The sequence below is a fragment of the Clavibacter californiensis genome (assembly GCF_021952865.1).
GTDB classification, from domain to species: Bacteria; Actinomycetota; Actinomycetes; order Actinomycetales; family Microbacteriaceae; genus Clavibacter; species Clavibacter californiensis.
This window is the reverse complement of the sequence record NZ_CP040792.1, coordinates 1,600,560-1,616,358: the sequence shown is the minus strand read 5'-3', so window position 1 is coordinate 1,616,358 and position 15,799 is coordinate 1,600,560. Positions and strand designations below refer to the sequence as shown.

The window sequence follows — 15,799 nt, the reverse complement described above, 5'->3', positions numbered from 1 at the left end:
TCCCGAGGTGACGCCCGCCGGTCAGGCGAACTGGAGTCTCAAATCGTTGATCCTGGTGGCGACGCTGCCGTCGATGACGTCATCGCCGATCTGGACGCGGAGGCCGCCGACGAGGTCGCGGTCCACGACCTGGTTCAGCTCGATCCGCCGGGAGTACCGGCGGCTCAGCGCCTGCGCGAGGCGCTCCGACTGCTCGGGCGACAGGGGCGAGGCGACGCTGACCGTGGCGATGGTGAGGCCCGCCTGGTCGGCCACGAGGGTGGCGGCGTGACGGACGAGCTCGCCGATGCGGCGGCCGCGGGGCTGCTGCACGAGCTGCTCCACGATGACGACCGTCTGCTCCGATGCCCGGCCGTCGAGGAGACGGTGGACGAGCGTCGACTTGGCCTCGGGGTCGCCCAGCTTGTCGCCGAACGCCAGCTCGAGGCCGTCGTCGGTGGACACCGCGCGTCCGAACGTGAACAGCTCGGACTCGACGGGCGTGCCCTCGGGCGCCGAGATCGCGACGGCGCGGATGCCGAGCTCCTCGATGCCCGCCAGCAGCTCGTCGTGCGACGACCAGCGGCCGTCGACGACCGCGCGGAGGACGCGGAGCGCCGGCTCCTGGACGGTGGAGCCGAAGACCCGGTCCACGATGCTGTGCTTGACCTCCGGCGCGATGCCGGTGTCCGCGAGCGCGGAGAGCAGGTGCGTGGATCCGCCGATGGCGCGGCCGGCTCCGAGGAGCTGACCGGCCGTCGACAGGTCGACGCCCCCGAGCTCCGCCAGGACGCGGCGTGCGGAATCGAGCGATGCGCGCGATGCACTGCCCATCAGCTGGCGGATCCCGTCCTGCCGGCGATCTCGCTGGCCTCCAGGTCGGCGAGGAACCGGTCGACGAGCGCCGTGGAGCGCTGGTCGTCCGTGAGGCTCTGGCCGATGACACCCGACGCGAGGTCGATCGCGAGCGATCCGACCTCGGAGCGGAGCGAGACGACCGCCTGCTGGCGCTCGGCCTCGATCTGCTGCTGCGCGCTGGCGGTGATCCGGGCGGCGTCGGCCGTGGCCTGCTCCTTGATCTCCGCGGCGATCGCCGTGGCGTCGACGCGGGCCTGCTCGCGGATGCGGCCGGCCTCGGCGCGCGCCTCGGCGAGCTGAGCGGTGAGCTCGGCCTTCGCCGCGTCGGCTTCCGCCTGCGCGCGCTCGGCCTTCTCGATGCCGCCAGCGATGGCCTCGGTGCGACCGTCGAGCATGGCGTAGACGCGCGGGAGCGCGTACTTCCAGATGACGACCAGGAGGACGACGAACACGACCGCCGACCACACGATGTCGTAGACCGCGGGTAGGAGGATGCTCGGCGCTTCTTCACCTGCCGCCATCACGTTGTGGGGCGTGAGCATGTGCGACTCCCCTAGTTGGTGAAGATGAAGTAGGTCGCGAGGCCGATGAGCGCGAGCGCCTCGGAGAACGCGATGCCGAGGAACATCGTGGTGCGGAGGCTGCCGGCCATCTCAGGCTGGCGGGCCATGGCCTCGACGGTCTTGCCCGCGACGATCCCGACACCGATGCCGGGGCCGATCGCTGCGAGGCCGTAGCCGACGGTCGCGATGTTGCCGTTGATCTCGGCGAGAATGATGGGGTCCACTGGGGTTTCCTTCCGGTTGGGTGATCTCGTTGGTCGACGAGATCGCTTAGTGCTCCTCCGCCACGGCCATCTGGATGTAGACGGCGGTGAGGAGGGCGAAGATGTAGGCCTGCAGGACGGCGACGAGCAGCTCGAAGAGCGTGAACGCGAACCCGAGGACGAGGGTGCCTGCGCCCAGGATCTTGAGCGCGCCCTGTGCCTCGAAGAGGAAGAACCACGTCGCGGAGAAGCAGAGCACCAGCAGGAGGTGCCCCACGAGCATGTTCATCAGGAGTCGGAGCGTGAGCGCGACCGGCCGGATGATGAACGTCGAGAGGAACTCGATGGGCGTGAGGAGCAGGTAGACCGGCTTCGGCGCGCCGGCGGGGAACAGCGTGTTCTTGAAGAACATCACGCCCCGGTCCTTGATGCCGGCGTAGATGAAGGTCACGTACGCCACGAGGGCCAGGAGCAGCGGGAGGCCGATGACCGACGTGCCCGCGATGTTGAGGAACGGGACGACGCCCGTCAGGTTCATGCCGAGCACCAGGAAGAAGATGGTCATGATGATCGGCAGGAAGCGCCGGCCGTCCTTCTTGCCGAGGATGTCCTCCGCGATGTTGACGCGGACGAAGTCGACGCCCATCTCGACGAGGTTCTGGCCGCGGCCGGGCACCAGCGCGAGCTTGCGCGTGCCGACGACGAACAGGACGACGAGGACCGCCATCACCAGGAGCCTGATGAGCATGATGCGGTTGAGGTCGAAGCCCGTGCCCTCGAAGAAGGCGATCGGCGGGAAGAACTCCTCGAGAGTGGGAGCGTGGAACCCCTCACCCGAGTCTTCAGCGGCGAGGGTGATGATGCTGGGTGCAGCGGTGGCTAACAGCGCTATCTCCTGTTTCGGGGCGTGGAGCACGAGCTCTCGCGGCGACGAACGGATGGGGTGAGAAGACGCCGGCGTGAGGTGGATCTGGGCACGGCCCGACGGGAATCGTCTTGACAGAGACTATCAACAATGAGGGTGCCCTGACTAATCGCGTCCCCTCCTCCCGCGGCCCGAGGGCGCGCGGTCAGCGCCCGGGGAGCTGTGCGTCGCTGACGTAGCCGACGCGGGCCCTGGTGATCACGATCATGTCCATCGCGAGGGTGCCCACGACGCCCACGATCACCGTCACGAAGAGCACGACCAGGTTGATCCACTGCTGCTCCTTGAGCACCATCGCGACCGCGAGGAACACCACGAACTTGAGCAGCCACGCGCCGAGCACGACCGAGAAGAACAGCGTCGGGTAGATGGGCGAGGACTGGAACCGGTTCGCGAAGAGGATGCTGCCGGCCGTGAGCCCGAGGAAGACGAGGGCCATGGCGCTGCCGATGACGGCGCTGAGGAGGCCGCGGCCGCCGTCGACCGCGAAGCCGACGATGCCGCCGACCACCGCGATGGCGAGGGCGAGCAGCGCTCCCCCGATGAGGATGCGCGTGAAGACGTCCTTCTTCGCGGGGGTCTGGGCCGGGGCGGGGGCGCTCGGGCTGTCGGTCATGTCGTCTCCTTGGCTGTCCCCGGGTTCGGGGCGTCGGTGGGGCGGGTCGCGATGGCTCCCGTGGCGAGCTCGGCGTGCTCGCGCTCGACCTCCTCCAGCTCGGACTCCGTGAGGCGCGCGAGCGGCCGGTCGACCGCGGCCTCGTCGAGCGGGTCGTACGCCGCGGCGTCATCGGACTCGGCGTCGGCGGGCACGAGCTGCGCGGCGGCCTCGAGGCGCTTGCGGCGGCTCAGCGGGGCCAGGGTCACGACCGCGCATGCCACCATGCCGACCGCGATGAAGGCCACGCCCCACGCGTACGGCTGCACGACGAACATGAGCAGGCAGCCGGCGGACACGACGCCCGTCCACGCGTAGAAGATCAGCGTCGCGTGCAGGCGCGAGTGGCCCATGTCGAGCAGGCGGTGGTGCAGGTGCTTGCGGTCGGCGCTGAAGGGCGACTTTCCGGCCTTGAGGCGCCGGAACACCGCGAGGGCGAAGTCGAGCAGCGGGACGATGAGGATCGCGAACGGCAGGAGGATCGGCAGGAACGCGGGCAGCAGCTGCGAGCGGCCGAACGTCTCCGGGTTCGGGTCGATCTCGCCCGTGACGGCGATAGCGCTCGTGGCCATGAGGAGGCCGACGAGCAGCGCGCCGGCGTCGCCCATGAACAGCTTCGCGGGGTGCCAGTTGAAGGGGAGGAAGCCGAGGCACGCGCCGATGAGGATCGCGCTGATGAGGGACGCCAGGTTGAAGCGCTCGGTCTGGCCGGTGGCGGTGTCCGAGAGCAGGAAGCTGTAGAGGAAGAAGGCGCCGTTCGCGATGATCGCCACTCCCGCGACCAGGCCGTCGAGCCCGTCGATGAAGTTGACGGCGTTCATCACGAGCACGATCGCGAAGATCGTCAGCATGATCGACATCTGCGACGAGCCGACGGTGAGGCCGCCGATCGGCAGCGAGGAGATCGCGACGCCCTGCCAGGCGAGGAGGCCCGCAGCGAGGATCTGGCCGGCGAGCTTGATCATCCAGTCGAGGTCGTAGACGTCGTCGAGGACGCCGATGACGACGATCATGAGCGCGGCGCCGAGGATCGCGAACACCGGACCCGGCCGGTCGAAGACCAGGCTGAACCAGGAGACCTGCGAGGCCACGGCGAACGCGACCAGGATGCCGGCGAACATGGCGACGCCGCCGAGCCGGGGCGTCGGTCGCGTGTGCACGTCGCGCGCCCGGATGGCCGGGTAGAGCTTGTAGCGGTAGCCGAGCTTCATGACGACCATCGACAGGACGAGCGTGATGACCGCCGAGACGACCGCCATGGCGGCGTAGTAGGTCACCGGGGGTGCGCGGGCGGATCCGCGGGGGGCTCGGTCGCGGTCGGGTCGGCGGGCGTCGGGTCGACCGGCTCGACGAACTCGGGGTACGTCGGGCCGGCGTCGGACGACGCGTCGGCGACGGTCGACGTGTCGGCGTCGGACGCCGTGACGGGATCCGCGGATCCGTCGACGCGCTCGGCGCCGCTCGCGATGCCGCGCGGGGCCTCGAGCTCGTCGGGGACGGGCGGCTGCTCCGCCTCCTCCTCCGGCTCCGTGGGCGCGGTGACGACGGGCTCGAGCTCGTCGCCGATGAGCTGCTGGATCTGCGCGCGCGTGATCGCGCCCTCGCGCACGATGCGGACGCGGCCGCCCGCCTGGGTGACGCGCGAGGCGTCGACGATGGTCGAGGCGGCTCCCCCTGCGGCTCCCCCGTCGAGGAAGACGTCGACCGACTCGCCGAGCTGGTCCACGGCCTCCTGGGCGGTCGCGGCGGCGGGCTGGCCCGTCCTGTTCGCGGACGAGACCGCGAGCGGGCCGGTCTCCGCGAGGAGCTCGAGCGCGTAGGAGTTCGCGGGCATGCGCAGCGCCACGGTGCCGCGGGTCTCGCCGAGGTCCCAGACGAGGGAGGGCTGCGCCACGAGGATCACCGTGAGGCCGCCGGGCCAGAACTCGTCCACCAGGCGGCGGACCACGTCGGGGACGAAGTCGGCGAGGGCGTCCAGCGTGGACTGCCCGGGGATGAGCACGGGAGGCGGAGCGTCGCGCCCGCGGCCCTTCGCGTCGAGCAGGCGCTGGACGGCGTCGGGGTTGAACGCGTCGGCGGCGATGCCGTAGACCGTGTCCGTGGGGATGACGACGACCTCGCCGCGGCCCACCGCCTGTCGGGCGAGTCTCATGCCGGTGAGGAGGTCGGTGTCGACTGAGCAGTCGTATATGCGCGCCATGTCGTCGCTCATCGTAGTCGAGCGCACGCCCCGGGCCCTGAGCGGGCGATCCGCGTGGCGGCCGCGCCCGCATACTGGGCGTGATGACCTCCGCGCCCCGCTCCCCCGGCCCCCACGGGCTCCTGTTCGTGTTCGACATGGACGACGTGCTGTACGACCACGACTGGCGGGGGCCCGCCGACCGCATCACGGCCGCGACCGGGCACGACCTGCCGGAGCTGCGCCGCCGCTGGTACAACGACGACGGCGAGTGGGCGGCGGAGGCGGGCCGCATCGACGCCGACTCCTACCTCGACGCGTTCTGCGCCGCCGTGGGCGTGGAGATGGACGAGGACGAGTGGGTGCGTCGCCGCCGCGCGTCCATGACGGTGCGGCCGCAGGCGCTCGCGGCGGTGGCCCGGGCGCGCGAGGCCGGGCGGATCACGCTGCTCACCAACAACAACGCGCTCGCGGCCCGGCACCTGCCGGAGCTCGCGCCCGAGCTGGTGCCGCTCTTCGGGGTCGAGCACCTGCGCACCTCGAGCGGGTACGGCGCCCGGAAGCCGGATCCGGCCGTGTTCCGCGGGGTGCTCGCCGCGTACGGACAGCCTGCCGCGCGGACGTTCTTCGCGGACGACCGGGAGGACAACGTGGCGTCCGCCCGCGCGCTCGGCATCACCGGGCACCACGTGCGCGGCGACGGGGACCTGCTGCCCGCGGTCGAGGCGTTCATCCGGGCGCAGGCGCACTCGGGCTGACCCGGGAGCCGGGCTCGCGATCCCCGTCAGCGCAGCGCGGTCGTCGCGCGGTCGCGCCGGGTGAGGTCCTGGAACGTGGCGGTCGCGCGCCAGCCGTCGGCGGCGAGGAGGACGCGGATCGCCTCGCCCTGCAGCTCCCCGTGCTCGATCACGAGCGCGCCGCCCGGGTGGAGCAGCCGCCGTGCGGTCGTCGAGACGAGCCGCACGACGTCGAGGCCGTCCGCGCCGCCGTAGAGCGCGAGCGCGGGGTCGTGCAGCCGCACCTCCGGGTCGCGCGGGATCGCGTCGACCGGGATGTAGGGCGGGTTCGAGACGACGACGGACACCGTGCCGTCGAGCTCGGGGAACGCGTCGGCGAGGTCGCCGAGCACGAGGTCCACGCGGGGCGCGATGCGCTCCACGTTGCGGGCCGTCCAGGCGTGCGCCTCGGGCGACACCTCGATCGCGTGCACGCGCGCGTGCGGCACCTCGGTCGCCATCGCGAGCGCGAGGGCGCCGGATCCCGTGCCGAGGTCGACGGCGACGGGCGCCTCCCCGGGCGCCGCCGCCAGCGCGTCGATCGCGAGCTGCGCCACGTGCTCCGTCTCGGGTCGCGGCACGAAGACGCCGGGTCCGACCAGGAGCTCGAGCGAGCGGAAGTGCGCGACGCCCGTGATGTGCTGCAGCGGCTCGCGCCGGGCCCGACGCGCGGTCAGCTCGAGGACGCGCGCGGCGTCCCCGGCGTCGACGGCCGCGCGCGTGATCGCTCGCGACTGCACCTGGCCGCGCGAGAGGCCGAGCACGTGCCCGAGGAGGAGCTCCGCGTCGACCGCGGGGTCCTCGATGCCGGCGGCCGCGAGCGCCTGGCCCACCCGCATGCGGAGGGCGTCCACGGTGACCGGGACGCCCTCTGCGTCAGGCACGGGCGAGCGCGACGCGCGAGGGCGTCACGCGTCCGTCCCGAGCGCGTCGAGCCGCGCCTCCTCGTCCGCCTGGATGCACGACTCCACGACGGGGTCGAGGGCTCCGTCCATCACGGCGTCGAGGTTGTACGCCTTGTATCCCGTGCGGTGGTCCGCGATGCGGTTCTCCGGGAAGTTGTACGTGCGGATGCGCTCGGACCGGTCCATCGTGCGGATCTGGCTCCGGCGCACGGCCGAGGCCTCCGCGTCGATCTCCTCCTGCTGCTTCGCGAGCACTCGGGCGCGCAGCACGCGCATCCCGGCCTCGCGGTTCTGCAGCTGGCTCTTCTCGTTCTGCATCGCGACCACGATGCCCGTGGGCAGGTGGGTGATGCGGACGGCGGAGTCGGTCGTGTTGACCGACTGGCCGCCGGGGCCGGACGAGCGGTACACGTCGATCTTGAGGTCGTTGGGGTCGATCGCGACCTCCTCGACCTCCTCGACCTCGGGGATCACGAGCACGCCCGCGGCCGAGGTGTGGATGCGCCCCTGCGACTCGGTCGCCGGCACACGCTGCACGCGGTGCACGCCGCCCTCGTACTTGAGGTGCGCCCACACGCCGAGCGCGGGGTCGTCCGATGTGCCCTTGATGGCGACCTGGACGTCCTTGTAGCCGCCGAGGTCGCTCTGGGTCTGGCTGAGGACCTCGGTCTTCCAGCGGCGCGACTCGGCGTAGTGCAGGTACATCCGGAGCAGGTCGGCGGCGAACAGCGCGCTCTCGGCGCCGCCCTCCCCCATCTTGATCTCCATGATGACGTCGCGCGCGTCGTCGGGGTCGCGCGGGATCAGGAGGCGCCGGAGCTTCTCCTGCGCCTGATCCAGCGCCTGCTCGAGGCCGGGGATCTCGTCGGCGAACGCCGCGTCCTCCTCGGCCAGCTCACGCGCGGCGGCGAGGTCGTCGCCGAGCTGGGTCCACTCCGCGTGCGCGGCGACGATCCGGCTCAGCTCCGCGTAGCGGCGGTTGACCTTGCGTGAGCGCGACGCGTCGGCGTGGAGCTCGGGGTCGCCGAGCTGCTGCTGGAGCTCCTCGTGCTCCTCCAGCAGCTGGACGACGGACTCGAACACGGGGGTCAGCCCTTCTCGTGCGCGCCGTGCCCGTGGCTCTGGTGGGACACGCCGTTGCCGGTGTTGGGCATGGAGGCCTGGACCTTCATGAGGAACTCGACGTTGGACGTCGTCTCCTTAAGGCGGCTGAGGACGATCTCGAGGGCCTGCTGCTGCTCGAGCCCGGCGAGGGCGCGGCGCAGCTTCCAGGTGACCTTGACCTCGTCGGCGCCCATGAGCATCTCCTCGCGGCGCGTGCCGGAGGCGTTGACGTCGACGGCGGGGAAGATCCGCTTGTCGGCGAGGGCGCGCGAGAGGCGGAGCTCCATGTTGCCGGTGCCCTTGAACTCCTCGAAGATGACCTCGTCCATCTTGGATCCGGTCTCCACGAGCGCCGTGGCGAGGATCGTGAGCGATCCACCGTGCTCGATGTTGCGCGCCGCGCCGAAGAAGCGCTTCGGCGGGTACAGCGCCGACGAGTCGACGCCGCCCGAGAGGATCCGGCCCGACGCGGGAGCCGCGAGATTGTACGCGCGTCCGAGGCGGGTGATGGAGTCGAGCAGCACGACCACGTCGTGGCCGAGCTCCACGAGGCGCTTGGCGCGCTCGATGGCGAGCTCGGCGACCGTGGTGTGGTCCTCGGCGGGGCGGTCGAAGGTGGAGGCGATGACCTCGCCCTTCACCGTGCGCTGCATGTCGGTGACCTCCTCGGGACGCTCGTCGACCAGCACGACCATGAGGTGGACCTCGGGGTTGTTGGTGGCGATGGCGTTCGCGATCGCCTGGAGCACGAGCGTCTTGCCGGCCTTGGGCGGCGAGACGATGAGGCCGCGCTGGCCCTTGCCGATCGGCGACACGAGGTCGATGATCCGCGTCGTGAGCTTGTTGGGCTCGGTCTCGAGGCTGAGGCGGTCCTGCGGGTACAGCGGCGTGAGCTTGCCGAACTCGACGCGGTTCGCGGCCTCCTCGGGCGGCAGGCCGTTGACCGAGTCGATCTTCACGATCGCGTTGTACTTCTGGCGGCTCTGGCTGTCGTTCTCCCGCGGCTGGCGGATGGCGCCGACGATCGCGTCGCCCTTGCGCAGCGAGTGCTTCTTGACCTGGCCGAGCGAGACGTAGACGTCGTTCGTGCCGGGCAGGTAGCCGCTCGTGCGGACGAACGCGTAGTTGTCGAGCACGTCGAGGATCCCGGCGACGGGCAGGAGGACGTCGTCCTCGGTGACCTCGGGCTCGAAGTCGTCGCCGCCCTGGCCGCGGCCGCGCTTGCGGTCGCGGTACCGGCTGCGACCGCCGCGGTCGTCGTCGCGGCCGAGGTCTGCGCGGGCCTGGTCGGCGCGCACGTCCTGCGTGCGGTCGCCCTGGCCGCGGCCGTTCTGGCGCTGGCGACCCGTGCGGGCCTCCTCCTGCGCCTCGTCGTCGGCGTCGGGCTCGCGGGGGGCCTGCTGCGACTGGCCCTGGTCGCGGCCGTTCTGCTGCTGGTCGTCCTGGTCGCGGCCGCGGTCGCGGTTGCGCCGGTTGCGGCTGCGGTTGCGGCCGCCCTCGCGACCCTCGCGTGCCTGGTCGTCGCGGCGTCCGCCCTGGTCGTCGGCGTCGCGGTCGTCGCGCTGCCGGTCGCCCTGCTCGGATGCGGCGGGGACCTCGTCGGCGGTGTCCTGGGCGGGCGCGTCCTGCGCGGCGCCGCGGTCGGCGCCGTCCTGGGCGTCGCGTCCGCCGCGGCGACGGCCGCGGCCGGAGCGCTGGGCGGGCGCCTGCTCCTCGGTGGGGGCGTCGGCGGCAGGCGCCTGCGCGTCGGCCTGCGCGTCGGCCTGCGCGTCAGCGGGGACGAGCTGGTCGGCGGTCTGGCCGCTGTTCACGTGGTGGGCGGCCTGGCGCGGGGCCTCGGTCGCGGGGTCCACGACACCGGAGCTCGTGGCGCGGCGGGATCCGCGGCCGGAGCGCGCGGGCGCCTCGGTGCGGGGTGCCTCGGTGCGGGGCTCCTGCGTGCTGCCGCCGGTGGCCTCGGCGATGCGGGCCTCGAGGCCCGTGCCGGCGGGCTCGGCGGCGGGCGCCTCGACGGTCTCGGCGATGCGCTCGGGCACGATGCGGGCGGTGCTGGCGCGGCGGGATCCGCGGCTGGAGCGCGCGGGCTGCTCGGCCGGGGCGTCGGCGGCGGGCGCCTCGGTGACGGGCGTCTCGGCGACGGGCGCCTCGACGGGGGTCGCGTCCGCAGCCGGGGCGGCGTCGGCGACGACGGGCTCCGAGGCGGGGGCCTCCTCGACGACGGGCGCGACGGCGGCGTCGGCTGCGGGAGCGGGGGTCACGTCGCCGGCCTCGGCGGGTGCGGCGGCCTCGGGGGCCGTCTCGTCGGCGGGGGCGGTGGTGCCCCGGGCGGCCTGGATCTCGGAGATCGCGGTCACGAGCTCGCCCTTCCGGAGCTTGGAGCCGCCCGGGATCCCGAGCTCGGAGGCGATCGCCTGGAGCTGGGAGACGCGGAGCGCGCTCAGGTCCGCGGTGGTGGCGCGGGTGTCGACATCGGTCATGTGCGTGGGTCCTTTCCCCTGTCCGGCGGGACGAAGCCCGTGCGGAGGAGAGCCGATCGCGTGTGTCTCTGCGAAAGCGGCGGACGGTCTGATTCCGTCCGGAGCTGCTGTCGGGCACGGAGGCACGGGATCTTGCAGAGACGACAGCGGGTGAGTGGTGAGGAACGACCACCGGGACCGGATCTCCGACGCGCATGCGTGGATCCGTTGATTCCGGGGTCGAGCAGAGCCTAGCACCCGGCGCCCCGCCCGAGGGGGAACGGCGCGCCGGGTGCGCGGGAGCCGCACGGTCCAGCTAGGCGGCGGGAGCGGGTCCCTCGTCGACGACCTGGACGGTCGAGCCCTTGACGTCGACGGCGAGCATGAGCGCGGTCCACGGGTTCGTGCTGCGCTCGGCGACGAGCTCGGCGGCGGTGAGGCGCTGGCCCGGGTCGCTGCCGAGGACGAGGAGCGAGGGACCTGCGCCCGACACGACGGCCGCGTAGCCGCGCTCGCGCAGCAGGTGCACGAGCGCATTGGTCTCGGGCATCGCGGCGGCGCGGTAGTCCTGGTGCAGCCGGTCCTCGGTCGCCGCGAGCAGCAGCTCGGGGCTCTGGATGAGCGCCGCGATGAGCAGGGCCGAGCGCGACACGTTGAAGATCGCGTCCTCGTGCGGCACCGACTCCGGCTGCAGGCTGCGGGCGAGCGCCGTGGACATGGTCGCGACCGGCACGAGCACGAGAGGCGAGACGCCGCGGTGCACGGCGAGCTTCTTGTGCTGCGGGCCCTGGCCGTCGACCCACGCGATGGTGAGGCCGCCGAAGAGCGCGGGCGCGACGTTGTCGGGGTGGCCCTCCATCTCGGTGGCGAGGCGGAGGAGTGCGTCGGCGTCGATCTCGACCGTGCCGGCGAGGAGGCCCTGGGCCGCCATGATGCCGGACACGATGGCGGCGCCCGAGGATCCGAGGCCGCGGCCGTGCGGGATCCGGTTCTCCGCCACGAGGTCGAGGCCGGGCATGGGCTGGTCGAACGCGGCGAACGTGTGGGCGATGGCCGTGACGACGAGGTTCGTCTCGTCGGTCGGCACCTCGCCCGCACCCACGCCGCGCACGTCGACGGTGGCGCCGGGCGCGTCGCGCACCGTCACCGTGAGGTCGTCGTACAGCGCGAGCGCGAGGCCGAGCGTGTCGAAGCCGGGGCCGAGGTTGGCGCTCGTCGCGGGAACGCGCACCTGGACGCGGCGACCCGTCGCGAGCGCCGAGGGCATCGGACCGTCGGTCACGACGCGACCAGGTCGAGCACGCCCGCGATCTCGGCGATGTCGACGCCCACGCTCGTGGGGGCCACGTCCGAGCCGTCCGCGGTGCGGAGCGCCCACTGCGGGTCCTTCAGGCCGTGACCGGTGACCGTGAGGACGACCGTCGCGCCCTTCGGGATCTGCCCGGCCTCGGCGCGCTCGAGCAGCCCGGCGACGCTGATGGCCGACGCGGGCTCGACGAAGATGCCTACCTCGGCCGAGAGGATGCGGTGCGCCTCGAGGATCTTCGCGTCCGAGATCGCGCCGAAGTAGCCGTCGGTGAGCAGCTGCGCCTCGAGGGCGAGCTTCCACGACGCGGGGTTGCCGATGCGGATCGCGCTGGCGATCGTGTCGGGGTCCTTGACGATGGCGCCGTCGACGATGGGCGCGCTGCCCGCGGCCTGGAAGCCGAACATGCGCGGCAGCTTCGTGGCGTTGCCCGCCTCGAGGTCCTCGCGGTAGCCGCGCGTGTACGCGGTGTAGTTGCCGGCGTTGCCGACGGGGATGAGGTGGAAGTCCGGCGCGTCGCCCAGCACCTCGACGACCTCGAACGCGCCCGTCTTCTGGCCCTCGATGCGGTCGTTGTTGACGCTGTTGACGAGGTGCACCGGGTAGTTCGCGCTGAGCTCGCGGGCGATGTCGAGGCAGTCGTCGAAGTTGCCGCGCACCTGGAGCAGCTGCGCGTCGTGGGCGACGGCCTGGCTGAGCTTGCCCATCGCGATCTTGCCCTCGGGCACGAGCACGGCGGCCGTGATGCCCGCGTGCGTCGCGTACGCGGCGGCCGAGGCCGACGTGTTGCCGGTCGACGCGCAGATGACGGCCTTCGCGCCGTGCTCGACGGCCTTCGAGATCGCCATGGTCATGCCGCGGTCCTTGAAGGATCCCGTCGGGTTCATGCCCTCGTACTTGACCCACACCTTCGCGCCCGTGCGGGCGGAGAGCGCCGGCGCGGGGATGAGCGGCGTGCCGCCCTCGCCGAGGGTGATGATCGGGGTGGCGTCCGTGACGTCGAGGCGGTCGGCGTATTCGCGGAGCAGTCCGCGCCATTGGTGGGCCATCAGGCTCCTTCTACTCGGAGGACGCTCGCGACTGCCGTCACCGCGTCGAGGTTCGAGACCGCGTCGACGGTGGCCCGGAGGGCCGCGTCGGTGGCGCGGTGCGTGCCGATCACCAGGCTAGCGGTGGGCCGGTCGCCCGCCCCTCCCGCCACGGGTGCCTGGTGCGTGGTCTGCTCGAGCGTCTCCACGGAGACGCCGTGCTCGCTGAACAGCTGCGCGATGCGGGCGAGCACGCCCGGCTCGTCCGCGACCTGCAGCGTGATCTGGTACTGGGTCGTGATCGCGCCGACGGGCAGCGTCTCGAGGTCGGCGTGCGTCGACTCGGCGACGCCCGGGCCGCCGACGACGTGCCGGCGCGCCGCGGAGACGACGTCGCCGAGGACGGCCGACGCCGTCTGCACTCCCCCGGCGCCCGCGCCGTAGAACATGAGGTCGCCGGCGGCCTCCGCCTCGACGAAGACGGCGTTGTTCGCGCCGTGCACCGCGGCGAGCGGGTGGTCGCGCGGCACGAGCGCCGGGTACACGCGGGCGGAGACGCCGTCGCGGCCGGTGGCGGGATCGGTGAGGCGCTCGCAGATCGCGAGCAGCTTGATCACGTAGCCGGCCTTGCGGGCGGAGTCGAACTGCGCGGCGGTGAGGCCCGTGATCCCCTCGCGGTGCACGGCCTCGACCGGCACGCGCGTGTGGAAGGCGAGGCTCGCGAGGATGGCGGCCTTCTGCGCGGCGTCGTAGCCCTCGATGTCGGCCGTGGGATCCGCCTCCGCGTACCCGAGCTCCGTGGCGGTCGCGAGGGCCTCGTCGAAGCCGAGCCCGTGGGTGTCCATCTCGTCGAGGATGTAGTTCGTCGTGCCGTTGACGATGCCGAGGATCCGCTCGACCCGGTCGCCCGCGAGGCTGTCGCGCAGGGGCCGGATGATCGGGATCGCGCCCGCCACCGCAGCCTCGTAGTAGAGCTGCGCGCCGACCTGCTCCGCCGCCTCGAAGAGCTCGGGGCCGTGGGTCGCGAGCAGCGCCTTGTTCGCTGTCACGACGTCCGCACCCGAGGCGATGGCCGCGAGGATGTGGGCGCGCGCCGGCTCGATGCCGCCCATCAGCTCGATGACGATGTCGGCCCCGAGGATGAGCGACTCCGCGTCGGCCGTGAGGAGCTCCCGCGGGACGGACGGGTCGCGCGGCGCGTCCTTGTCGCGCACCGCGATGCCCACGAGCTCGAGCCGGGCGCCGACGCGCTGCGCAAGCTCCTCGCCGTGCTCCCGCATGAGGCGCGCCACCTGGGTGCCGACCGAGCCGCAGCCCAGCAGGGCGACGCGCAGGTTCCGGTACTCGATCATCGTGCTCCGTTCACGTCGGGGGATGCGGCAGCGGGCGTGCCCGCGTCGCGCGCCAGCAGGTCGGCCTCGGTCTCGCCGCGGACGATGACGCGCGCCTCGCCGTCGCGCACGGCGACGACGGGCGGGCGGCCGATCCAGTTGTAGTTGCTCGCGAGCGCCCAGCAGTAGGCGCCGGTCGCGGGGACGGCGACGAGGTCGTCTGCGCGCACGTCGCCCGGCAGGTAGTCGGCGAGGACGACGAGGTCGCCGCTCTCGCAGTGCTTGCCGGCGATGCGCACGAGGGCGGGATCCGCCGCCGAGGACCGGCCCGCGATCCGCACCGAGTAGTCCGCGCCGTAGAGGGCGGGACGCGCGTTGTCGCTCATGCCGCCGTCGACGCTCACGTAGCGGCGGACGGCCGTCTCGGCCTCCTCGGCGACGCGCGGGTCCTCGACGTCGCCCGTCGCCGAGGAGGCCTCCGCGACCGCGCCGTCGACGCCGCCCACGGTCACGAGCACGTCCTTCACGGTGCCGACCGTGTAGAGCGTGGCGGTGGACGGGCCGACGATGCTGCGGCCGGGCTCGACCGCGATGACCGGCACCGGGATCCCCCGCCTGCCGCACTCGTCGCCGACGATGCGCGTGAGCCGCCGGGCGATCTCGGGCACCGGCACGGGCCGGTCGTCCGAGGTGTACGCGATGCCGAAGCCGCCGCCGAGGTTGAGCTCGGGCACGGCGCCCTCGGCGAGCAGCCGCTCGTGCAGGTCGAGGAGCCGGCGGGCGGACTCGACGAAGGCGTCGGTCTCGAAGATCTGGCTGCCGATGTGGGCGTGCAGGCCCGTGAAGGAGAGGGACGCGAGCGACCGGATCCGCGCGACGAGGCCGGGCGCGTCGGCGAGCGTGATCCCGAACTTCTGGTCCTCGCGGGCCGTGGCGAGGTACTCGTGCGTGTGGGCGTGCACGCCGCTGTTCACGCGGAGGCGCACGGGCTGGACGCGGCCGTGGGCTGCGGCCGCAGCGGCGACGCGCTCGACCTCGATCGCGCTGTCGACGACGATCTGGCCGATCCCGGCGCCGACGGCCCGGTCGATCTCCGCGACCGACTTGTTGTTGCCGTGGAAGCCGAGGCGGGCCGGATCCGCGCCCCCGGCGAGCGCGACGGCCAGCTCCCCGCCGGAGCAGACGTCGATGTGGAGGCCCTCCTCCACCATCCAGCGCGCGACCTCGATGCTGAGGAACGCCTTGCCCGCGTAGTAGACGCGCGCGCTCGTGCCGACGGCGGCCGCCTCGCGCGTGAACGCCGCGAGGGTCTCCGCGGCGCGTGAGCGGACGTCGTCCTCGTCCACCACGTAGAGCGGCGTGCCGTAGCGCGCGGCGAGCTCGGTCGCGGGCGCTCCCGCGATGCGGATGGCGCCGTCGTCGCCGCGGACGGTGCCACGCGACCAGACGGCGGGATCCAGCGCGTTCGCGTCGTCAGGGGGCTGCAGCCAGGACGGGGCCAGCGGGTTCGCGGTCACGGAGGTCACCTGTT

At 72.8% G+C, this 15,799-nt stretch carries 15 protein-coding genes; 1 reads left to right on the top strand and 14 read right to left on the bottom strand.

Annotation, left to right across the window (positions count from 1 at the left end; genetic code table 11):
* Positions 1-21: 21 nt before the first annotated feature.
* From FGD68_RS07925 to FGD68_RS07895, 7 genes are all read right to left on the bottom strand, one after another.
* On the bottom strand, positions 22-813 hold the full coding sequence (locus FGD68_RS07925) for a F0F1 ATP synthase subunit delta (protein ID WP_119372677.1): 792 nt from the start codon (positions 811-813) through the stop codon (positions 22-24).
* Positions 813-1,379 (bottom strand): F0F1 ATP synthase subunit B, encoded by a 567-nt coding sequence (locus tag FGD68_RS07920; protein WP_119372676.1) that lies wholly within the window; start codon positions 1,377-1,379, stop codon positions 813-815. Before FGD68_RS07920 ends, FGD68_RS07925 begins: the two co-directional genes overlap by 1 nt.
* 11 nt (positions 1,380-1,390) lie before the next feature.
* Positions 1,391-1,624, bottom strand: coding sequence for an ATP synthase F0 subunit C (locus FGD68_RS07915; protein WP_012037850.1), 234 nt, complete (start codon positions 1,622-1,624; stop codon positions 1,391-1,393).
* Positions 1,625-1,670: 46 nt separating this feature from the next.
* Positions 1,671-2,519: a F0F1 ATP synthase subunit A gene (gene atpB / locus FGD68_RS07910; protein ID WP_012037849.1), complete on the bottom strand. Its 849-nt coding sequence runs from the start codon at positions 2,517-2,519 to the stop codon at positions 1,671-1,673.
* 154 nt (positions 2,520-2,673) lie between these two features.
* The gene (locus tag FGD68_RS07905; protein ID WP_119372675.1) at positions 2,674-3,144 is read right to left on the bottom strand and encodes a hypothetical protein; all 471 of its coding nucleotides are present in this window, start codon (positions 3,142-3,144) and stop codon (positions 2,674-2,676) included.
* Positions 3,141-4,460 carry an MraY family glycosyltransferase gene (locus tag FGD68_RS07900; protein WP_119372674.1) on the bottom strand — a complete coding sequence of 440 codons (1,320 nt, stop codon included), beginning with the start codon at positions 4,458-4,460 and terminating at the stop codon, positions 3,141-3,143. Before FGD68_RS07900 ends, FGD68_RS07905 begins: the two co-directional genes overlap by 4 nt.
* Positions 4,457-5,395 (bottom strand): L-threonylcarbamoyladenylate synthase, encoded by a 939-nt coding sequence (locus tag FGD68_RS07895; RefSeq protein WP_237609327.1) that lies wholly within the window; start codon positions 5,393-5,395, stop codon positions 4,457-4,459. Before FGD68_RS07895 ends, FGD68_RS07900 begins: the two co-directional genes overlap by 4 nt.
* A 71-nt stretch (positions 5,396-5,466) precedes the next feature.
* Here FGD68_RS07895 and FGD68_RS07890 point away from each other — a divergent pair, with 71 nt between their 5' ends.
* A complete protein-coding gene (locus FGD68_RS07890) occupies positions 5,467-6,120 on the top strand; it encodes an HAD family hydrolase (protein WP_119372673.1) in 654 nt (217 codons plus the stop codon).
* Between the two features lie 26 nt (positions 6,121-6,146).
* Here the strand turns inward: FGD68_RS07890 and prmC are convergent, their stop codons facing one another.
* The 7 genes from prmC to FGD68_RS07855 all read right to left on the bottom strand — a co-directional run bounded on the left by prmC (position 6,147) and on the right by FGD68_RS07855 (position 15,785).
* Positions 6,147-7,022 carry a peptide chain release factor N(5)-glutamine methyltransferase gene (prmC, locus tag FGD68_RS07885; RefSeq protein ID WP_237609326.1) on the bottom strand — a complete coding sequence of 292 codons (876 nt, stop codon included), beginning with the start codon at positions 7,020-7,022 and terminating at the stop codon, positions 6,147-6,149.
* Between the two features lie 24 nt (positions 7,023-7,046).
* Entirely contained in the window at positions 7,047-8,126 is a 1,080-nt protein-coding gene (gene prfA / locus FGD68_RS07880) for a peptide chain release factor 1 (protein ID WP_015489858.1), read from the bottom strand.
* A gap of 5 nt (positions 8,127-8,131) precedes the next feature.
* Entirely contained in the window at positions 8,132-10,624 is a 2,493-nt protein-coding gene (gene rho, locus FGD68_RS07875; protein WP_237609325.1) for a transcription termination factor Rho, read from the bottom strand.
* Positions 10,625-10,919: 295 nt separating this feature from the next.
* Positions 10,920-11,870 (bottom strand): homoserine kinase, encoded by a 951-nt coding sequence (gene thrB, locus FGD68_RS07870; RefSeq protein ID WP_119372580.1) that lies wholly within the window; start codon positions 11,868-11,870, stop codon positions 10,920-10,922.
* A gap of 11 nt (positions 11,871-11,881) precedes the next feature.
* Positions 11,882-12,958 (bottom strand): threonine synthase, encoded by a 1,077-nt coding sequence (gene thrC / locus FGD68_RS07865; RefSeq protein ID WP_079532519.1) that lies wholly within the window; start codon positions 12,956-12,958, stop codon positions 11,882-11,884.
* A complete protein-coding gene (locus FGD68_RS07860) occupies positions 12,958-14,289 on the bottom strand; it encodes a homoserine dehydrogenase (RefSeq protein ID WP_119372574.1) in 1,332 nt (443 codons plus the stop codon). Before FGD68_RS07860 ends, thrC begins: the two co-directional genes overlap by 1 nt.
* Positions 14,286-15,785: a diaminopimelate decarboxylase family protein gene (locus FGD68_RS07855; RefSeq protein WP_119372581.1), complete on the bottom strand. Its 1,500-nt coding sequence runs from the start codon at positions 15,783-15,785 to the stop codon at positions 14,286-14,288. Before FGD68_RS07855 ends, FGD68_RS07860 begins: the two co-directional genes overlap by 4 nt.
* Positions 15,786-15,799: the final 14 nt, after the last annotated feature.

Coding starts and splice junctions, on each gene's coding strand:
- rho (WP_237609325.1), bottom strand. CDS start 10,624: ATGACCGATGTCGACACCCGCGCCACCACCGCGGACCTGAGCGCGCTC.
- thrC (WP_079532519.1), bottom strand. CDS start 12,958: ATGGCCCACCAATGGCGCGGACTGCTCCGCGAATACGCCGACCGCCTC.
- FGD68_RS07925 (WP_119372677.1), bottom strand. CDS start 813: ATGGGCAGTGCATCGCGCGCATCGCTCGATTCCGCACGCCGCGTCCTG.
- FGD68_RS07860 (WP_119372574.1), bottom strand. CDS start 14,289: ATGATCGAGTACCGGAACCTGCGCGTCGCCCTGCTGGGCTGCGGCTCG.
- FGD68_RS07890 (WP_119372673.1), top strand. CDS start 5,467: ATGACCTCCGCGCCCCGCTCCCCCGGCCCCCACGGGCTCCTGTTCGTG.
- thrB (WP_119372580.1), bottom strand. CDS start 11,870: ATGCCCTCGGCGCTCGCGACGGGTCGCCGCGTCCAGGTGCGCGTTCCC.
- FGD68_RS07905 (WP_119372675.1), bottom strand. CDS start 3,144: ATGACCGACAGCCCGAGCGCCCCCGCCCCGGCCCAGACCCCCGCGAAG.
- FGD68_RS07920 (WP_119372676.1), bottom strand. CDS start 1,379: ATGCTCACGCCCCACAACGTGATGGCGGCAGGTGAAGAAGCGCCGAGC.
- FGD68_RS07895 (WP_237609327.1), bottom strand. CDS start 5,395: ATGAGCGACGACATGGCGCGCATATACGACTGCTCAGTCGACACCGAC.